This window comes from Bacillus sp. FSL H8-0516, from assembly GCF_038635285.1.
Lineage (GTDB): Bacteria > Bacillota > Bacilli > Bacillales > Bacillaceae > Bacillus > Bacillus safensis.
The window spans coordinates 1,342,873-1,361,436 of sequence record NZ_CP152051.1 but is presented as its reverse complement, the minus strand read 5'-3'; the positions used below and the strand labels follow the sequence as shown (position 1 = coordinate 1,361,436).

Genomic DNA, 18,564 nt, shown 5'->3' with positions numbered 1-18,564 from the left:
TGTTTTGTTGATCCATTTTTTCTTGTTTTTCACAATAAAATTCCTTTACATCATTAAACGTTTTATAGTAGGATAGTCAGGTTGGAGGTGAAGGAAATGCTAAAAAGTTACTATTTTATTCATACAAAGAATGAACAGGGACAGTTTGTTGTACATACAGAAGATTGTGCATTTTTAGGTGATGCTGCAAGCCGTACATTGATTGGCATGCATATGAATGGGGAAAGCGCCATGGGCGAAGCCAAACAAATGACGAATGAAACGGACTTTAATGGTTGTTTTTATTGCGCTTATTCTATTCATACAAAATAATTCATCTGCTTACATCATATAAAAAAATATCATTTGAGAAACTACCCATTTTAATAAATAGGTAGTTATCATGAACTAATAGTTCACTTTATTTATATTTCATTAAGTCAATTCTTCTTATCATTCCTTCTATTGTTCAACACCCATCCCTCTCATTTTTTCGGCTGATACAATGCCAAGAATAAAATCATATAGACAATACAAGCTGTCCCTATCCATTGGAAAAGTCCGAATGGCTCTTTTAACCAGAAAACTGTCGTAACGACTGCTGCAAGGGGCTCAACACTTCCAATTAAGCTCGACTCTTTTGGTGATAAGTATTGCAAACTTTCTATGTAAAACCAAAAAGCGATCATCGTTCCAAATATGACCACAAATAATAAATAGACATACGCTTCAAAAGGTAAATGAGTGAGATTAACCTTCCAAGGAGGATGGATCAAGCTAAGGGCGCCTCCTCCTATCAGCATCGCCCAGCCGACAACCACTAGAGAATCGAATTGTTTTAACAGGCTGATTGGATATAACGTATAAAACGAGAGCGCGACAGCCGATAATATTCCCCACATCACTGCCGCAAATGGAACGGTTAATGTTGAAATAGAACCATTCGTCAATAAGAAAAACATGCCTGCTAAAGCCAATACCACTGTGACCAGATCTCTTCTAGTGAAGGTTGATTGCCTGCGAATGACCAAATACACGATAATCATAACAGGGGCAGTATACTGAAGCAGCGTTGCCACAGCAGCATTTCCATGTTGAATGGATGCCATATAAGTATATTGAACAGCCAGCATCCCCATTAGTCCAAATAGAAGGATTTGCATCGCTGTCCTCTTCTTTTGCCACACACCCATCAGATGTGTTTTTTCTTTTGTCATCACATGAACAAATAAAAGCAATCCCCCTGAGATGAGTAGCCGGACCGTCACAAGCCAATTGACATCAATCCCATATTGCTGAAACAATTTTTGTGAAATCGTTCCTCCTACACCCCAGCAGATGGCGCCTATGAGTACAAGTAAAATGCCCTTTCTCCTATTCATTTTCATTCTCCTCAATTCTTAACAAATCATGATAATATAGTTGATAGTAGTTCACTTTGTTACATATTGATATATTAATTGAACATAAAAATAAAAGAATATTGAGGAGAATTATGCACAACCATCATTTTCTGATTGACTACAACCTGAAAGAATTAACGGAGCATTCCACGACAGCATGGCCTATTGCTCTTTATCATACGAAAATTCGTCATCATAGAAGCGGCTATATTCCTCTTCACTGGCATGACGAGTTTCAATTTGTCTTTATTTTAGAGGGTGAGGCTGAATTTCATATCAATGAAGAGACATTATATGTAAAGCAAGGAGATGGCATTTTCATCAATAGTGGCTGCCTGCACATGGCAAAAGATGCGAATGGGACGGCATGTACTTATGTTTGTTTAAATGTCTCTCCCTACTTCATCACAGCGAATGAATTATTCACCACTTTTGTCCATCCTTATATGCATGCGAGCCAGACAGCTTATATTTTACTCAACCAAAAAGATCACTGGCCTAAACATATTTATCAATGTATTCAAACCATTCAACAATTAATTGATGAAACTCCAGTCTATTATGAACTTGAACTCAATATTCAGCTCATCACCATTTGGAAAAGCTTATTACAAAATGGCTTCCAAATGAAACATGATGCGCGTAAACACGATAAAAATGAACGGATGAAACACATGCTGAATTGGATTCATAAGCATTATCATGAAAAGATCCTTCTTCAAGATATTGCTCGTGCAGGACAGCTTAGCCGCTCAGAATGCTGCAGATCCTTCAAAGACATTTTAAAGAAATCTCCTATGCATTATGTAAATGAATATAGAATTCAGCAAAGCCTCATCCTGCTTCAAGAAACGGATTTCAATATCACAGAAATCGCTTACCAAGTAGGCTTCAACAGCACAAGCTATTTTATCAATCTGTTTAAAAGAATAAAAAATACGACACCTTTAGCATATAGAAAATTAAAACAGCTGGATCTTCTCCAGATAAAACAGGTAGAGGAAAACTGATGGCAGATAGCGTGTTTGCTAAAATGTAGAAGACAAGCGATGAGAATAGCTTAATTTTCAATGCCCTTGACGAATGCAGACTAGGGCATTTTTTATTGCTTTTTTTGTTCTTTTAGTTTCTTGAAAATCACAAATTGATAAACTCCAAATAATACGGTTAGGATCATAATTGCTGTAAATAATTGATCGACTGGAAGCAAGAAATATACGACAATAAAAGATAAAAGGAAAACAAAATAACCTATATTGAACGCTTTTTTGAATGTCATGATATTACCTCCTTTTTACAATCATATCACGTTTTAACTAACCGTATAACCAAGTTTCTCCAGTTAAAGCCCCTATCCATTTATGGACAAAAGCTTTACTTGTTTTAACACTTTTCGAGACTGTTCCTCTGACATCTCCTTTATGCTGTCAATCTGTTATCGATAACCGTAATCTAAAAAATTTACCGTTCACAGTTTACGACTTACTCATGCGACTATACTGATAAGCAAAAGAATACCAGTCAAATTCATAGCTGATCGTCTTGGGAACAACCCTCAAATGATTAATGATATATTTAGCCATACCTTTGAAGAATTAGAAATAGAATCAGTTGAAGTTTTTGCAGAGGCTATGAAATTATAATTTGGGGGATGTTTGGGGGGATTCTAAAACACAAAATTTTCACCCCTCCCTAATCCCTTTATACCAAAGGTTTTCTTTTTACAATAACTCTATTTGCAATTTACTAATAAAAACGTATAATTTATACTAAGCACAGGAAGACGAAAGACAAAGGAGAGAAAAAATGGACGATTATGCTCATACTAAAGACATAGAACCTACAGCAGAAAACATCGCAAAAGCCATTTATACTGTTAACCGCCATGCTAAAACCGCACCAAACCCCAAGTTTCTTTATCTTTTGAAAAAACGCGCGCTGCAAAAACTATTGCAAGAAGGTAAAGGAAGAAAAGTGGGCCTACATTTCTCTAACAATCCCAAGTATAGTCAACAACAGTCCGACGTGCTGATTGAAATTGGAGATTATTATTTTCACCTGCCACCAACGAAAGAAGACTTCGAATTTTTGCCACACTTAGGAAATTTAAATCAATCATATCGCAATCCGAAAGCGAATATGTCATTAAACCGAGCAAAGCAAATACTTCAAACGTATGTCGGTTTAAAAGAAAAACCTGCCGCCACAAAACAAAAATCACATTACACAAAGCCCGTCTTCAAACGTCTCGGGGAAAGTTATTTTTAAACAGAAAAAAACCACTCATACCGAGTGGTTTTTTCGTTTAGATAATAAAATGATCGACTTTTTCAATCAGCTGATGAATTTCTGGTTTACTGATTTGATCATCCGCCCCGATCGTTTCCCCTTTATGACGCAAATCTTCAGTGATTAACGAAGAGAAAATAAGAATCGGAATGGAATTTGTTAAAGGATTGTCCTTCAGCAGTTTTGTTAGCCGGTGGCCATCCATTTTAGGCATTTCAATATCCGTAATAATCATATCAATTTCTTCTGTGACACTGATTCCTTTGCTGACAAGGTCCATGACATGATCATATGCTTGTTTGCCATCTTCAAAGGTCACAATGTTTTTATAGCCTGCTTCGGTTAATTCATTTGTTAATAAACGCATGAGAAGCGGAGAATCTTCAACGACATACAGTTTCTTCCCTGTTCTTCTCTCGTCTTTCTCACCGTCAAACATATGATACGTATCAACACCAGAAGCGGATTCAATATCATAAATGATTTTTTCGTAATCTGGAAGGAAAATCATTTTTTCATCAAGCTTAATGATGCCCGTTAAATGACGGTCCATCCCTTGATTGAGTGCAGTCGGCTTCTCAATCTCTTCCCAGCTGACGCGGTGAATTTGTGATACCGTTCCTGTATGGAACACAAATTTCCGTTGGTTGAATTCAGTCACAATATATTTCTCTTGTTCTGACTGATCTGACTCGACATTAAAAAAGGAAAATAGATTAATGACTGGTAAAATCTCGCCTCGTAAACTAATCATCCCTTCTACATCTTGGTGAGAGTGCGGTACAACCGTCACCTCAACCGGCTGAATGATTTCTCTTACTTTCATGACGTTAATGCCGAATTGATTTGCACCAATTTCAAACTTCACAATTTCCAATTCATTGGTACCAGAGTCAAGTAAAATTTCTTGTTTGTTTAAAGCCACGGAAATCCCTCTATTCTTCAATATAAGATTGTACTTTTTATATCGGCAGCATAGGTAAAAAGTTGACGTTTCTTTACGCTTTCTCTCGAACGAATTGATGAATCACAAGTCCTATCGCTGCAAGGATGAGCAAAGACCCTAGTGCAAGGCGGCTTGCGAGATTTCCGTGCTCTGCAAACAGCAGGGTAACTGAGCCATAAATGATCGGCCCGATAATGGAAGATACCTTCCCTGAGAATGCAAAGAGGCCAAAAAACTGTCCTCGCTTTTCCTTCGGGGTCAGTTCAATAATCAAGATTCGTGATGCCCCCCAGCTTGCGCCAAGTGAAATCCCGAATAAACTGCCCGCTATCCAGAAGACCCATTCGGTTGCCGCTGTCACAGCCAGAATGAGCGCCACAATTAAAATGACATACACGACTGTAATCGATCGCTTTGCCCCTATCGCTTTTGTGATATATCCAAACAGAAAGGAGCCAATGATACTTGAAATGGTCGACACAAGATAGAGCAAAATAAATTGCCCAGCAGTAAAGCCAATGATGATTTTGGCATAAACAGCCATCATCGCAATCGCTGTTTGTAAAGCATCATTCATAAAAAAGAAAGCAATCATAAAGATAAAAGCTGGCTTGTACTTTTTCATCTCTTTAAACGTGTGAATAATCTCTTTATACCCGCTGAAAAAAGACGCCTTTTTCTCTCGCTGAGGCAGCGGATGAGGATCTTTTACAAAAAAGAGAAAGGGTAGAAAGAAGAGAAGGAATAAAAGAGCTGTCGGAATAAATGCTTCATGAAACTGGTCATTGCCGACAAGTAAATAAACAGAGAGACCGACAAGTGTTCCTAAATAGCCAACGGCGATACCAAATCCTGAAATAAGCGGGATTTCTTCCTTTGTCCCAAGATCGGGCAAAATGGTGTCATAGAAAACCAGACTAGAATGATAAAAAAACTTTGCGATCACAAACAAGGTGACCACAACTAATAAAGAAACAGGCAGCCCAAACCATTCACTTGAGAAATCAATCCCAGCAAAAATCCCCATCATCAACGTACAAGCAATACATATGAACGTAAACACCGTAATGTAGCGTTTCTTTTTTCCTGTACGATCAATCAGCACTCCGTATAAAGGTGTAAAAATGACGAGAAAAAAGCTGGCTAGTGCGTTTGCATAAGAAATAAAGGTGCTGGCGATCTGGTCCATTCTCGCACTGTCCCCGATCGTTTCCTGCAAGTAAAATGGGAAGAAAATGGTGATCATATTTGATGAAAAGATCGTATTTGCAAAATCATACAACGCCCAGGCCAGCACAGGTGCTGTCAAAAACAGCCCAAAGCCTGCCCCTTTTTTCTGTGCGGTCTTTTTTCCTGTTCTCAATCGATTGTCTCCCTTCCCTGCCTCATTTTTCACTATCATTCTATTTTATGTGCTGTTTCTCTCTTCCATACAAGCAATCTATGAAAAAAAGCACCTCTTACCATATAGCAGAGGTGCTTTTTTCATTATTTCTTCACAACAATGGTACTTGCAATCAAATCGTGAAGTGCTTGTTTTTTTTCTGTGAAGAAAGCAATGATATAGCCAATATATAAGATCGGAGACAAAAAGCCTTTTGCAAAGAAGCGGCCAGTTGCACGGCCAAATGTGACCTTTTCGCCTGTGACTTTTGTTACTTTGATGCCGAGAGCCATCTTTCCAAGTGTTCCTTGCAATTTTGATGATTCCATGATGGCGTAATAAAGCCATGTCACCACGGTACCCATCAAGATTGCCCCTATATAGAAAAAGATCAGTCCCATAATAGCTTCCCACTCCTCATCCGTTATGACGGTTGAAGAATAGTAATAACTGTCGTCATCCATCATCATTGCTGCCTCTGGGCTTGAGATAAAAAAGACTGACGCCAAAATAAACATGATAAATGCAATTGGTACACCAATAATGATACCGTCCAAAAGGTGTGCAAGAAAACGATAGCCTACACCTGCTAGCTCAGGATGCTTCTTTTCTTGAATGTGTGGTTCTGTTATGTTGGTTTCCATCCTATTTCTCCTTTATTATGTATGTTTTCTATAAATTTCTTATAATCATTCGTTATTATATCCTATGAATATAGCAAGATCAATGGAGCTTTACACTTTTACATACATTTTAGATCAGTTTGATCTAATTGATTTATGTGAATAAATACTGAAAATTTGTGAAAAACATGGCACTTCTAGTTCTTTTACCTCCTGATTTTTTAACATTTTGTGATATTTTCGTCTTGTTTCCATTCTTCTGTTGACAATGATTCTTCAAATGGTACAATAGTCAAGGATTTTTTAAAGAAAGGTGTTCATGATGGGAACTGTCGTATTATTAAAGAACAACGAAATGACTGTAATTGAAGATATTTGCGAGGCTGATTTTTTAGATATGAAGCATGGTTTGTCAAATGATGACACAGCTTATATCTCTTGGTATGAAGACTATGATACTGCTTATGGATATTGATTTCATTTCATAGATGAAGCGTAAAAAAAGGCGATACAACCTGAGAATAGGTTGATCGCCTTTTTTACGTTTGTGAGCTTCTTTCACTTTCAGGTTCCACATGAATAAAGATTTGTGCATGCGGAAATTCCAGCTGAATCTTCTCTTCAATTCGATCACATAATTGGTGCACATCTTCAATCGTTGTCTTTCCATCTACAATCAAATGAAAATCAATATATTCCTCGGCACCAGACCGCCTTGTTCGAAAGTCATGATATTCAATAAATTCTTGACTAAATCCTTGAATGATCGCTTCGATTGATTGTTCTTCCTCTTGTGTTAACCGAGCATCAACAAGCGGCGGGAAGGCTTCCTTCATTAGTTTAAACGCTTCACGCATAATAAAGAGGGCCAGAACCATTCCAATGATCGGATCTAGGAAATACCAGTCGGTTAATGCCACAAGCAATAAACTAAATGCCACCCCTAATGACGTAAACACATCCGTTAAAAGATGCAGTGCATTTGATTTCATGGCAACTGAATGTACTCGCTCAGCCTCTTTGTTCACAACCCTCGATACAACAAAATTGATGAGAGCGCCTAGCAGCATGACCACAATACCAAGCACAGGCAGCTTGACTGGCTCTGGATGCATTAATTTGTGAACACATTCGTATATAATCCAAATGCCAGCAACGAAAATCAGCAGTGTCTCAATCGTTCCAGAAATATTTTCGACTTTTCCATGTCCATAAGGATGTTTAGAATCTGCTGGCTTTCTTGAAATACGAACAGAAATAAATGCAATAAACGACGCCATTAAATCGAGAAACGAATGAATGGCTTCTGATAAAACCGCGACAGATCCGGTTAATAGTCCCACAATGATTTTTAAGATGACAACAAATGTGTTGCTCAGCACGGATAGAAACGCGATTTTCGATGTCTTCGCTGATTGTTCCATCTATCGTCCTCCTTTAGGAGATCGTATGTCTATGAAAGCAATTCCCATGACCCTGATTCTCACGTTCTTTCAGTTTACGCAGTTTTGCCGTTTTCTAATCATCTTCATCACAGCCTGTATTTTCTTTTGAGGTTACGCTATAATAAATGTTGCTCTTTCTTTAATATATCACTCATGCGGTGATGGATAGGAGAATAGACTACATATAACGATATCCAGTGCCTTTCGCAGGTGACATTTATGCAGTGAATGGTAAAATAGGATAAAAACATAAATTTTTAAGGTGATGAGAAATGGAGCATTTGCTGAATCCAAGAGTAAAGGATATTGAAATTTCAGGCATTCGAACATTTTCAAATCTCGTATCGTCATATGAGGATGTCGTTTCATTGACGATAGGCCAGCCCGATTTTTATACGCCGCATCATGTCAAAACAGCTGCCAAAGCAGCCATTGACGAGAATTTCACCTCATACACTCACAATGCTGGTTTCCTAGAGCTAAGACAAGCAATCCAGCATTATATCAAGAAGAAAGTGAATCTTGATTATGATGCAGAGTCAGAAATCATTGTGACGACAGGTGCAAGTCAAGCAATTGATGCTGCGTTTCGAACCATTTTAACAGAAGGCGATGAGGTCATTTTACCTGGACCTGTATACCCCGGATATGAACCGATCATTCGAATGTGCGGTGCTATGCCCGTACATATTGACACAACGAATGCCGGCTTTAAATTGAATGCCAAGCTGATTGAGGATGCGCTAACGGAAAAAACAAAGTGTGTGGTTCTTCCTTACCCTTCAAACCCGACTGGTGTCACGCTTTCAGAAGAAGAATTGAAAGAAATTGCCCAGCTCCTTGAAGGGAAAGACATCTTTATTTTATCCGATGAAATCTACAGCGAGCTGACATTTGACCGGCCGCATCATTCAATTGCCTCTTTCTTAAAAGAACAGACCATTGTCATCAATGGACTGTCTAAATCTCATAGCATGACTGGATGGAGAATTGGATTTTTATTTTCTTCAGCTCCAATTGCTAAACATGTATTAAAAGTACATCAATATAACGTGTCTTGTGCCTCGGCTGTCTCACAAAAGGCGGCACTTGAAGCTGTGACAAATGGTGTGGATGATGCACTGATCATGAGAGAGCAATATAAGAAAAGACTCGATTATGTATATGATCGGCTCATTTCTATGGGGCTTCCGGTGATTAAACCTTCTGGCGCTTTTTATATTTTTCCATCCATTGAATCGTTTGGGATGAGTTCCTTTGATTTTTGCATGGAGCTGTTAGAAAGTACAAGACTTGCGGTCGTACCAGGCTCTGCTTTCTCTCCACTCGGCGAAGGGTATGTGCGCCTGTCTTATGCTTATTCACTTGAAACGCTGAAAGAAGGACTTGACCGGCTAGAACAATTTGTACTCGAAAAACGTTCCATTCATTCGCTAGATTGAAACAACGGCTCTCTTGCCGTTGTTTTTATTTTGCAGGAAACATGATGTGAAATACAGTGCCCTTTTCAGGCTGACTATCCACACGGATCGTCCCGTTATGATTTTCTAAAATATTAAATGTGACCATGAGGCCAAGTCCTGTTCCTTTTTCCTTTGTGGTTAAAAAGGGCTCTCCAATCCGCTTCATCACCGATTCAGGAATGCCGATCCCTTCATCACGAATCGTGACAAGTATTCCATCACCTTCTGCTTTGGCTGTGATGTCTACCTTTCCTCCGTCCGGCATGGATTCTACGGCATTTTTGATTAAATTGATAAACACTTGCTTGAGCTGATTTTGATCCCCGTTCATCAGGAGACCCTCCTCTATCTCACTTGTGTTCATTAAAATGCCATTTAAGTTCGCTTGTGTTTCTAACAAGGCTGTGACTTCGCTGATGATTTTTTTCAAATCAAGCGTCTGCATTGAGGACGTTTGCTGCGGTTTCGCCAGCATGAGCAGCTCACTCAAGATAATTTCTATTCGGCTCAGCTCAGAGAAAACAATCTCGAAGTATTGATCGCGATCTTTTGTTTTCGGTTTAATAAGCTGTAAAAAGCCTTTGATGGCGGTCAATGGGTTTCTGATTTCATGTGCAATGCCAGCCGCCAATTGGCCTGCAATCGATAATTTTTCAGAGCGGAGCATGAGCTCTTCTGTCTGCTTACGTTCGGAGATATCTCTTAAAATAATTTGAACCGCTGTTTCTCCAAAAAATGTAGTTGGGATACAGACCATTTCTGTATAAATCAGCTTATGTTTAAACGTATGACAGCTCATTGTGACAATCTCAGAATCTGATGCTCTTTCAATAATACGTGATAAACTCTTTTTGACCTTTTGCTGATCACAGGAATGAATTTGATGAAAGATATCCTTTCCTATTAATTTATCGTAATGCTCGGCTTCAAATAATTTAATGCCAGATTCATTCATAAACACCCATTTGTGATCATGGATGACCGCAATCGTATCAATGGAATTTTGAATGAGCAGCTGATACCTCTCCCGGCTTTTTTGAAGAACGGTTTGAAATTTTTTACGGGATGAGATGTCCACTAGCAGTAAAAGCTCTGCCCGCTGATTTTGATAAATCGTCGGTGATGACTTTACCTCAATATGAATACTGCTCCCATCTTGACGCTTCCATATCTGTTCAATCATTCCGACTGGAAGGCCTTGCTGCAGCCTTGTTATTCGGCTTCTGACAATATCATGGTACTCTTCAGCAATAAAATCAAACGCGGACTTGCCGATCATGTCATCTCTTGCACTTACCCCCATTAATTGCAGCATCGCATCATTCGCATACACAATTTTCCCTAAAATCGTAATACATAACGGATTTGGCAGCATGGCAATCAATTGTTCAGCTTCACCGACATTTTGGAAAGCCGGCAGACTGCCTAACGACTGTTCTGCTACTTTTGATGTTGTTTGAAATGCTGCTTTTTGGGGCTCAGTATCCAGCACCCTCATTTTCAGGATCATTTCTCTACTTACTTCATTGTCTAACCCATCACAAGCAACAAAATCAATGCTTGCTTCGATCCATACAGCTGTCAGATCACTTCTTAGCAGTCTAAAGTGGCAAACCTCTAGCATGTGCTGATTGTAAAAATAACTTTCGACGAGAAATTGATCTTCGGTATGAACAAAGTCTTTCAAAAAACACCCTAGTAAATCCTTTTGTTCATAGAGCAAAAGCTGCTTACAGTTGGAAGAAATGTAGAGAAAGCGGCCATTAGAAGAAAGAACGGCATGTAAATCGATGTTCGAATACAATTGATTCGAATCTTTCATTTGTTGTTCCATCGTCGTCCGACCCTCCTTTTCATTTTTTAGGGTTGTCCTTAGATTGATGTATAAAAAAGATTCGCTAGAAAACCCGTATTTTCCTTCTGTCATCGAGGGAAACGTCCATATTTTCAGCAAAAAGGGAGCACTTTCTGCTGCTGTGCTCCCTGCGGTTTATTGTTTTTCATATTTCTTTTGTAATTCAACGTACTTATCCACAATTTTACTCGGGATGTTTTTAATAACAGGATCCTTATCTGAGACATAAGGTGTCACGACACTAAACGCCACCTTTGGATTAGAAGAAGGATAATATCCTCCAAAGGTTAAGTTGTACGTTGAATTTCCCCACCAGCTGCGGTTGGCACCATAGTAGAACGTTTGCGCTGTACCTGTTTTTCCTGCGACATCATGCTGACCAAACCGGCCAGCGGCAGTTCCGCCTGTTGATGTGACCATTTTCAGTCCCGTTTTTACGCGGTCAATATCTGCTTTCGAGTTGTTAATCGTATTCAGCACTTTCGGCTCATATTTTTTTACGACTGGGCCTACTTCATCCTTCTTCGTTGGAAGATGAACACTTTTCACTACTCTTGGCTGAATACGGCTTCCTCCATTGGCGATCGTTGACATGTATTGTGCCACTTGAAGCGGTGTATACGTGTCATACTGACCAATTGCTTCATCAAGCAAGAGTCCGCCGACCGTCTTAGGATGCGTCTGCATCCCGCTTGATTCCTGCGGCAGATCGATCCCCGTTTTCACGCCAAGACCGAATTGCGCATAGTAGTTTCTCATTTTTTGTAAGTGCTCAGGCCTTGCAGGTAACGGACCATCCTTTTGATAGGTGATGCCCGCCATTCTCATCGCTACTTGGAACATGTAGACGTTGGAACTTTTTTGGAGTGCTTGAAGGTCATTGACCCATCCTAGATTTTTATAAGACTTTTTCGCCTTTCCATTACTCCCTGCAAAATAGAGCGGTGTATCCATATAGGCTTGGTTGTGTGACATCCCGTCCTGATAACCGCCAAGTACTGTGGCTCCTTTGACAACAGAGCCCATTTCGTACTGGGTCGTAAATGTTCCGATCGCATAATCTGTGACGTCTCTGCCGTCCATTTTCTTGCCTGACATCGCGAGAACATCCCCTGTGTGAGGGTCCATCATGACGACAAAGGCACGATCCATCATATAGTTTCTCGCGCTGGCAGATCTAAGCTCTGATTCAACGATTTTGTCGACTTCCTTTTGCAGCTCCATATCAAATGTCAGCGCAAGATCAAGTCCTCTTCGTCCTTCTGTCCGCTTGATTTCATCGAGAAGCTTCCCGCCAACCTGTGTATATTGAACGGTCGCCTTCTCAGGGTTTAGAAAATCCTCGTATTGATATTCTAAATAGCTCTTCCCTACCCGGTCATTTCGCGAGTAGCCTCTTGCCATATAGTAATCTTCACGCTCTTTAATGATTCCTTGCTCTGGTGTAGTCACACCGCCAAGTACATTATAAAGGGTCTTTTCATACGGATATTTTCTTGTCCAGTCGTTGATGACGTTCACACCAGGCAGTTCATCAAGATGCTCTGAGACAAGTGAAATTTCTTCATATGTCAGGCTTACGGATGAAGTTTGTTTTGATTCTTTCGTTTCATCGAGTAAAGCCACTTTTTCGTCCCCTTTTTTCTCTTCGTTTGGGTTCATTGCCTTCACGATTTGGGGCTCAAAGGCATAACCGCCTGTAAATCTACGGTAGATCGCTGCAACAGCTTTTTCCTCTGCATCCTTTTCGATCGCTTTGACTTCTTTCTTTGGGACACGCTCTACTTGAAGCGGATAGACATCCTTTGCATCGATATCTTTTTTCTCCGCTTTTGAAATGAGTTTATCCGCTTCTTTCGGATGGCTCGCCAGCCAAAAATCTCGAATGTCACGCTCTCTCAAAAAATCAGTATCCATTTTTATATAAGTCGCAAGTTTTCTTGCTACCTTAATCTTATCCTCCGCTTTCACACCGCTTTCTGATGTATAAACGATGGCAGGTACACTTTCGTTATCAACGACGACTCTTCCTCTCGCGTCATACATTTTTCCTCTTGGAGACGGGTATGATGCTGTTTTGACCTCTGTTCGGTTGGCTTGCTTTTTATAATCTTCACCATTGACGATTTGCAGCACACCAAGCTTGATCACAAGTCCAGCAAATAAACTAAATACAGCGAAGAAAAAGAGATTAATTCTCCAGGCGTTCCGGCGCTTGATTTTTTTTTGCTCGGCAGCACCTTGATGCTGTTTCTCTCCCACTTATGTAGCTCCTCTCATCCTTTTCAATCTTTTACAATTACCACTCATTATTGTAACACTTTTGTAATAGTTGTTACAGCGAAACGAGTGAAAAAAAGCTGTCAATCCCTAATCTGCAAAAAAATATACTAACACTTTAAAATATTGGTATGTTTATGTCGTTTTCTTTAAATGGAAGAATTCCCTATCCTTTGATATGAAGCGTCTCTTACGATGACTTTAACAAAAATGACAAACCGGCATTGTCAATGGAGGATGCTGGTACGTTTATAACAAAAAGTCCATGGTATGATTTTTTGTGAGAAAACAAAACAAAGATTTTAGGAGGAGTTACAATATGAAGAAGAAATCATTCTTTTTTTCAGCGCTGACAGCTGCTGCACTCATCACGTTCACTGGAGGACATTCAGCTGATGCGAAGGAGCTTAACCTGAAACAAGTAATAAATGTACAGCATCAAGCCATTGATCTTCATACACTAGCAGCAAAATTACATATCTCTTCAGATGTAAACAAGCTAAGCAAGTCGAATCAAAAAGAGATCGAAGCTCTATTAAACAAGCTGATCAAAAGCGGTCAACCTGTTACAGGAACAAAAGTAGTGAAAGAAGTAAACAAAGCAAAACAAGAACAAAAACAAGAATCAGTGAAAAAACCAACTGCTTCAAAACCAAGCACTCCAGCAAAAGAAAACACAAGCAGCAACACAAAAGCTGACCAAAAAGACACAACAGCATCCAAAGCTGACAGTAGCTTAAATGCATTTGAAAAAGAAGTGGTTGAACTTACAAATAAAGAGCGTGCAAAACAAGGCTTAAAGGCCCTTTCTGTTGATTCTAAATTAAGCAAATCTGCTCGCGCAAAATCTCAAGATATGAAAGATAAAAACTATTTCTCTCATACAAGCCCAACTTATGGATCTCCATTTGATCAAATGAAGCAATTCGGTATCACTTACAAATCAGCAGGTGAAAACATTGCCCAAGGTCAAAGATCTCCTCAAGAAGTTGTGACAGCATGGATGAACAGTGAAGGCCACAGAGCGAACATTTTAAACAAAAGCTATACACATATCGGTGTTGGTTATGTGAAATCTGGCAACTACTGGACGCAGCAATTCATCGGAAAATAATATCAAAAAAACCTGTCCCTATTTGGGACAGGTTTTTAGTTTGTTTTGAGGGTGCTGCAAACTATTTGACCCATAATTTATAGATGCTCTGGGTCCCGCTGTTTTCTTCGCCCTGTTCGCTCAGCTTTTCATAAAGAGACTTCGCAAGTGAGAGCCCTGGCATTTCTTCCCCCATCAGCTCTGCTTCTTCAAGTGCAATGCCCATATCTTTGATAAAATGCTTCACATAAAACCCTGGCTCGAAATCGCCTTTCAGCATTCTTGGTGCAAGGTTTGACAAAGACCAGCTGCCGGCTGCACCTGTTGTGATGCTTTTGAGCACCTGCTCTGGATCAAGCCCTGATTTTTCGGCATAGGCCATTGCCTCTGCGACACCGACCATTCCCGCTGCAATGGCAATTTGGTTACACATTTTTGTATGCTGACCGCTTCCTGCCGGTCCTTGATATTGAATGTTTTCACCCATTTGCTCAAATAGCGGCAGACAGGCTTCATAGGCTGACCTTTCTCCGCCGATCATAATGGCCAGCGTGCCATTTTTGGCTCCTATGTCTCCGCCTGATACAGGTGCATCTAATGTAAATATACCTCTTTCCTTCGCTTTCAACTCAATTTCTTTTGCAAGCTGAGGCTTCGATGTCGTCATATCAATGAGATATGTACCTGGCGCGGCATGTGCCACAAGCCCATCTTCACCTAAATAGATCTCTTCTACATCAGATGGATATCCCACCATTGTAATGACGGCATCTGCACTTTCTGCAATCTCCTTTACTGCCGGCTTCCATGATGCGCCTTTTTGAATCAATGCGTCTGCTTTTGCTTTCGTTCTTGTATAAACGATCACTTCATAGCCTGCATCCATTAAATGTCCTGCCATACTGCGACCCATTACACCGATTCCTATAAAACCAACTGTTTTGATTTGTGCCATCACTTGTTCCTCCTTAAAGAGACTTTGTCAATCCACCATCAATGATCAGTGTTTGACCTGTCATATATGTATTGGCTTCTGATAAAAGAAACACTGCATATGCTGCAAATTCCTCTGGCTGGCCGTAACGGCCAAGCGGGATCGCGCGTTCAGCCTGTGCTTTGATTTCTTCAACCGTCCGATTCTCTCTTTGTGCGCGGTGCTTCTCCAGCTGTTTCACACGGTCTGTTTCAATTTTTCCCGGTGCTAACGTATTGATCAAAATACCATCCTTTGCAAACTCCAGAGCGGCTGTTTTTGTCCATCCGGCTATGGCCGGTCTAAATGTATTCGACAGCATCAAGCCCGGGATCGGTTCTTTCACTGACATTGACGCAATATTTAACACACGTGCGCCGCGTTTTTTCAAATAAGGCAATGCCTCTTTTAATAATCGAATATAGCTGAGTAAATGAAGCTGAAATGATTCGATCCAATCTTCATCTGTTAAGGTGTCGAGCGTTCCTGTTTTAGGCCCGCCTGTATTGTTCACAAGAATGTCTAGACACTTCTCATCACCAGCCGCCGCTTGAACAAGCGCCTTGATTTGCCCGGCGTCAGATACATCACATACTTGATAAGTCAGCTGTCCTTTGACAAGCGGAGACAGCTCATTGACTGTTTCCTTCAGCTTTTGTTCATGTCTTCCCGAGAGCATCACATCTGCTCCCTCTTTTGCTAGAGCAAAGGCAATCGCTTTTCCGATACCTTGACTGCTTGCAGCTACCAATGCTTTTTTTCCAGTTAGATTGACATCCATGTCAACACCTCCTCTAGTTTATTTTATCATACAAAAAGAACCTTGCTCACATCGCAAGGTTCCTTTCCGCTCATTACACCTTAAATCGGTCGACCGCCTGACGCAGTGCCTGGCTTGATTCGTTCAGCATTTCAGTTGAGGTTTTCGTTCTTTCTAACACTTGAACTTGTTCATCTGTAGACGCATGCACTTCCTCAGCTGAGGCAGCTGATTCTTCTGAAATGGCAGCAATACTTTGAATGGAGTCACTCATCTTCTGCTGTTCTTCTGTCATTTCATTAATCTGTGTATGAATGCTGTCGATTGAACCGACAAGTGCCTGCATTTCCATTGTGATGCTGCTGAGAGCCTCACCTGTTGCATTGATGGCGGCACCTTGTTCCTCATTCATTTTACTTGCTGTTGTCATCGCTTCAGCCGCCTTCTTCGATTCATCTTGAATAAGTTTGACGGTTTCACTAATGTGTTTTGTTGACTGCGCAGATTGTTCAGCAAGCTTTCTCACTTCTTCTGCAACTACAGCAAACCCTCGTCCGCTTTCTCCTGCTCTCGCTGCTTCAATGCTTGCATTCAGTGCAAGTAAATTCGTTTGATCCGAGATTTCAGAGATGGCGGTCACGACATTTTCAATATTTTTCGTTTTATGCTCAAGGTCTAGCAGCATTTGCTCAACCTTTTTCGATTCTTCACTCGCTTGTGTTGATTTTTGGACGAGCAAACCAAGTGCGTCAAGCCCTTTATAGCTTGCATCTTCAGATGATTTTGAGTTGGCTTGCATTTGTGAAGCCAGCTCACCCATATGGCGCACTTTCTCATACAAATACTCTGATTTTTCATTAATCGTTTCTGCATCTGATGCCTGCTTAGTCGCTCCTGTTGCCACCTCTTGAATGGCCGTTGCAATCTGTTCGCTAGACAGCAAAGTCTCATTTGAAATGTGGGTCACTTCATCCGCTGATTTCACAACTTGATCTGAAGCCCCTTTCACTTTTTCAATTAACTCCCTGACATCCTCGGTCATTTGATTAATGCTTTTCGTGAGGGAACCAATTTCATCTTGGGATTTCACTGCAAGCGTACTTGTTAAATCGCCTTCTGACACCTTACGCACATGCTCTATTAGACGCTTGATTGGCGTTGTAATGCTTCTTGCCAATAAGAAGCTGAGGATTATCGCAAGAATAATGGCAATGACGGATATAATGATACTTGTCTGATTCATTTGTTCTGTGATCCAAAGCAGTTTACTTTTCTCAAAGCTGACACCAACCGTCCAATCGGCTTCTTTGATTTTAGATAGGACCGTCAGTTCTTTGCTGTCATCAACACCTGAGTTGTCAAGCGCTTTTTTCACAGAAGGGACCTTTGATATGTTTTTTCCTTGCTCTGTTGGATGCGCCAAAAGGGTGCCTGTGCCATCAACTAAGAAAGCGGTCCCCTTATAAGGAATCTCTTGTTCATTTATATACGTTTGAATAGAGGACAGCTTCAAATCAAGTCCAGCGACCCCAATGACTTTTCCATTTTTGACAATCGCCTTCGTGGCTGAGACAATCACTTTTTTCGTTGCTTCATCGACATATGGATCTGTCCAAACGACCTGTTCAGGCTTTTCTGCTGCTTGTTTAAACCAGCCTTGTTTCGATGGATCATATCCTTCGCCAAGATCGAACTCCGGAAAGCCGAACATTTTTCCGTCACTTGTTCCAATATAGGCAAACGAAATGAGCTTATCCTGTTCCTGCATGTTTTTTAGTTCATCGTTTTCAAAAGCCAATGTTTGCTTGGTTTGTTTTCGCGCAAATTCTTCAGTCATTGTACTTGTTGCGAGTTTATTAATTGTATTGCCGTAATTATCAAGCTTTTCTGTAATAATGTCTTTCATGCTTTCTGCCGTTGCTGCTGCGGTGGTTTTTGCATCTCGTTCAATCAGTGGTCTTAACACTAAGTTAGAACCCACTTGAACAGCCACGACGGTTAAAATTAAAATAACTGAGATGAAAACAGCTATTCTCACTTGAAGTTTCTTAAACATCTCATCACCCCTACA

The 18,564-nt window shown here is 40.3% G+C and carries 17 protein-coding genes; 6 read left to right on the top strand and 11 right to left on the bottom strand.

The window, feature by feature from the left end:
- Positions 1 to 96 precede the first annotated feature (96 nt).
- Positions 97 to 312 carry a hypothetical protein gene (locus tag MHB67_RS06695; protein WP_024424712.1) on the top strand — a complete coding sequence of 72 codons (216 nt, stop codon included), beginning with the start codon at positions 97 to 99 and terminating at the stop codon, positions 310 to 312.
- Between the two features lie 152 nt (positions 313 to 464).
- Here MHB67_RS06695 and MHB67_RS06690 read toward each other — a convergent pair whose 3' ends face one another.
- Positions 465 to 1,361, bottom strand: a complete 897-nt coding sequence (locus MHB67_RS06690) for an EamA family transporter (protein ID WP_034623334.1) — start codon at positions 1,359 to 1,361, stop codon at positions 465 to 467.
- A gap of 113 nt (positions 1,362 to 1,474) precedes the next feature.
- Between MHB67_RS06690 and MHB67_RS06685 the strand changes: the two genes are divergently transcribed.
- On the top strand, positions 1,475 to 2,392 hold the full coding sequence (locus tag MHB67_RS06685; protein WP_342492867.1) for an AraC family transcriptional regulator: 918 nt from the start codon (positions 1,475 to 1,477) through the stop codon (positions 2,390 to 2,392).
- Positions 2,393 to 2,484: 92 nt separating this feature from the next.
- On the opposite strand, the gene MHB67_RS06680 is transcribed toward MHB67_RS06685, so the two are convergent.
- Positions 2,485 to 2,661 carry a hypothetical protein gene (locus tag MHB67_RS06680; RefSeq protein WP_342492866.1) on the bottom strand — a complete coding sequence of 59 codons (177 nt, stop codon included), beginning with the start codon at positions 2,659 to 2,661 and terminating at the stop codon, positions 2,485 to 2,487.
- A 527-nt stretch (positions 2,662 to 3,188) separates the two neighbouring features.
- On the opposite strand from MHB67_RS06680, the gene MHB67_RS06675 reads away from it, so the two are divergent.
- Positions 3,189 to 3,650 (top strand): YkyB family protein, encoded by a 462-nt coding sequence (locus MHB67_RS06675; protein WP_008356877.1) that lies wholly within the window; start codon positions 3,189 to 3,191, stop codon positions 3,648 to 3,650.
- A 37-nt stretch (positions 3,651 to 3,687) separates the two neighbouring features.
- Here the strand turns inward: MHB67_RS06675 and MHB67_RS06670 are convergent, their stop codons facing one another.
- From MHB67_RS06670 to MHB67_RS06660, 3 genes are all read right to left on the bottom strand, one after another.
- Positions 3,688 to 4,596, bottom strand: a complete 909-nt coding sequence (locus MHB67_RS06670; RefSeq protein ID WP_024424709.1) for a chemotaxis protein — start codon at positions 4,594 to 4,596, stop codon at positions 3,688 to 3,690.
- A gap of 73 nt (positions 4,597 to 4,669) precedes the next feature.
- A complete protein-coding gene (locus tag MHB67_RS06665) occupies positions 4,670 to 5,980 on the bottom strand; it encodes an MFS transporter (protein ID WP_024424708.1) in 1,311 nt (436 codons plus the stop codon).
- Positions 5,981 to 6,105: 125 nt separating this feature from the next.
- The gene (locus tag MHB67_RS06660) at positions 6,106 to 6,645 is read right to left on the bottom strand and encodes an RDD family protein (protein ID WP_024424707.1); all 540 of its coding nucleotides are present in this window, start codon (positions 6,643 to 6,645) and stop codon (positions 6,106 to 6,108) included.
- 301 nt (positions 6,646 to 6,946) lie between these two features.
- On the opposite strand from MHB67_RS06660, the gene MHB67_RS06655 reads away from it, so the two are divergent.
- A complete protein-coding gene (locus tag MHB67_RS06655; RefSeq protein ID WP_162842519.1) occupies positions 6,947 to 7,099 on the top strand; it encodes a hypothetical protein in 153 nt (50 codons plus the stop codon).
- Positions 7,100 to 7,163: 64 nt separating this feature from the next.
- Here the strand turns inward: MHB67_RS06655 and MHB67_RS06650 are convergent, their stop codons facing one another.
- A complete protein-coding gene (locus tag MHB67_RS06650; RefSeq protein WP_133743879.1) occupies positions 7,164 to 8,048 on the bottom strand; it encodes a cation diffusion facilitator family transporter in 885 nt (294 codons plus the stop codon).
- A 293-nt stretch (positions 8,049 to 8,341) separates the two neighbouring features.
- Between MHB67_RS06650 and MHB67_RS06645 the strand changes: the two genes are divergently transcribed.
- Positions 8,342 to 9,511 carry an aminotransferase A gene (locus MHB67_RS06645; RefSeq protein ID WP_342492865.1) on the top strand — a complete coding sequence of 390 codons (1,170 nt, stop codon included), beginning with the start codon at positions 8,342 to 8,344 and terminating at the stop codon, positions 9,509 to 9,511.
- A 25-nt stretch (positions 9,512 to 9,536) separates the two neighbouring features.
- On the opposite strand, the gene MHB67_RS06640 is transcribed toward MHB67_RS06645, so the two are convergent.
- Positions 9,537 to 11,366 carry a PAS domain-containing protein gene (locus tag MHB67_RS06640; RefSeq protein WP_342492864.1) on the bottom strand — a complete coding sequence of 610 codons (1,830 nt, stop codon included), beginning with the start codon at positions 11,364 to 11,366 and terminating at the stop codon, positions 9,537 to 9,539.
- Between the two features lie 156 nt (positions 11,367 to 11,522).
- Positions 11,523 to 13,649: a penicillin-binding protein 2 gene (locus MHB67_RS06635; protein ID WP_044331937.1), complete on the bottom strand. Its 2,127-nt coding sequence runs from the start codon at positions 13,647 to 13,649 to the stop codon at positions 11,523 to 11,525.
- Between the two features lie 337 nt (positions 13,650 to 13,986).
- Between MHB67_RS06635 and MHB67_RS06630 the strand changes: the two genes are divergently transcribed.
- Positions 13,987 to 14,781, top strand: coding sequence for a CAP domain-containing protein (locus MHB67_RS06630; protein WP_024424702.1), 795 nt, complete (start codon positions 13,987 to 13,989; stop codon positions 14,779 to 14,781).
- 61 nt (positions 14,782 to 14,842) lie between these two features.
- On the opposite strand, the gene MHB67_RS06625 is transcribed toward MHB67_RS06630, so the two are convergent.
- The 3 genes from MHB67_RS06625 to MHB67_RS06615 form a co-directional block, all read right to left on the bottom strand.
- Positions 14,843 to 15,715, bottom strand: coding sequence for an NAD(P)-dependent oxidoreductase (locus MHB67_RS06625; protein WP_024426850.1), 873 nt, complete (start codon positions 15,713 to 15,715; stop codon positions 14,843 to 14,845).
- Positions 15,716 to 15,728: 13 nt separating this feature from the next.
- A complete protein-coding gene (locus MHB67_RS06620; protein ID WP_024424700.1) occupies positions 15,729 to 16,514 on the bottom strand; it encodes an SDR family oxidoreductase in 786 nt (261 codons plus the stop codon).
- A gap of 73 nt (positions 16,515 to 16,587) precedes the next feature.
- Positions 16,588 to 18,549, bottom strand: coding sequence for a methyl-accepting chemotaxis protein (locus MHB67_RS06615; RefSeq protein WP_073204980.1), 1,962 nt, complete (start codon positions 18,547 to 18,549; stop codon positions 16,588 to 16,590).
- Between the last annotated feature and the right edge of the window lie 15 nt (positions 18,550 to 18,564).

Bases quoted from the DNA above. Each gene is read 5' to 3' on its own strand.
- MHB67_RS06625 (WP_024426850.1), bottom strand. From the start codon at position 15,715: ATGGCACAAATCAAAACAGTTGGTTTTATAGGAATCGGTGTAATGGGT.
- MHB67_RS06640 (WP_342492864.1), bottom strand. From the start codon at position 11,366: ATGGAACAACAAATGAAAGATTCGAATCAATTGTATTCGAACATCGAT.
- MHB67_RS06695 (WP_024424712.1), top strand. From the start codon at position 97: ATGCTAAAAAGTTACTATTTTATTCATACAAAGAATGAACAGGGACAG.
- MHB67_RS06620 (WP_024424700.1), bottom strand. From the start codon at position 16,514: ATGGATGTCAATCTAACTGGAAAAAAAGCATTGGTAGCTGCAAGCAGT.
- MHB67_RS06655 (WP_162842519.1), top strand. From the start codon at position 6,947: ATGGGAACTGTCGTATTATTAAAGAACAACGAAATGACTGTAATTGAA.
- MHB67_RS06690 (WP_034623334.1), bottom strand. From the start codon at position 1,361: ATGAATAGGAGAAAGGGCATTTTACTTGTACTCATAGGCGCCATCTGC.
- MHB67_RS06680 (WP_342492866.1), bottom strand. From the start codon at position 2,661: ATGACATTCAAAAAAGCGTTCAATATAGGTTATTTTGTTTTCCTTTTA.
- MHB67_RS06685 (WP_342492867.1), top strand. From the start codon at position 1,475: ATGCACAACCATCATTTTCTGATTGACTACAACCTGAAAGAATTAACG.
- MHB67_RS06615 (WP_073204980.1), bottom strand. From the start codon at position 18,549: ATGTTTAAGAAACTTCAAGTGAGAATAGCTGTTTTCATCTCAGTTATT.
- MHB67_RS06650 (WP_133743879.1), bottom strand. From the start codon at position 8,048: ATGGAACAATCAGCGAAGACATCGAAAATCGCGTTTCTATCCGTGCTG.
- MHB67_RS06645 (WP_342492865.1), top strand. From the start codon at position 8,342: ATGGAGCATTTGCTGAATCCAAGAGTAAAGGATATTGAAATTTCAGGC.
- MHB67_RS06630 (WP_024424702.1), top strand. From the start codon at position 13,987: ATGAAGAAGAAATCATTCTTTTTTTCAGCGCTGACAGCTGCTGCACTC.
- MHB67_RS06675 (WP_008356877.1), top strand. From the start codon at position 3,189: ATGGACGATTATGCTCATACTAAAGACATAGAACCTACAGCAGAAAAC.
- MHB67_RS06660 (WP_024424707.1), bottom strand. From the start codon at position 6,645: ATGGAAACCAACATAACAGAACCACACATTCAAGAAAAGAAGCATCCT.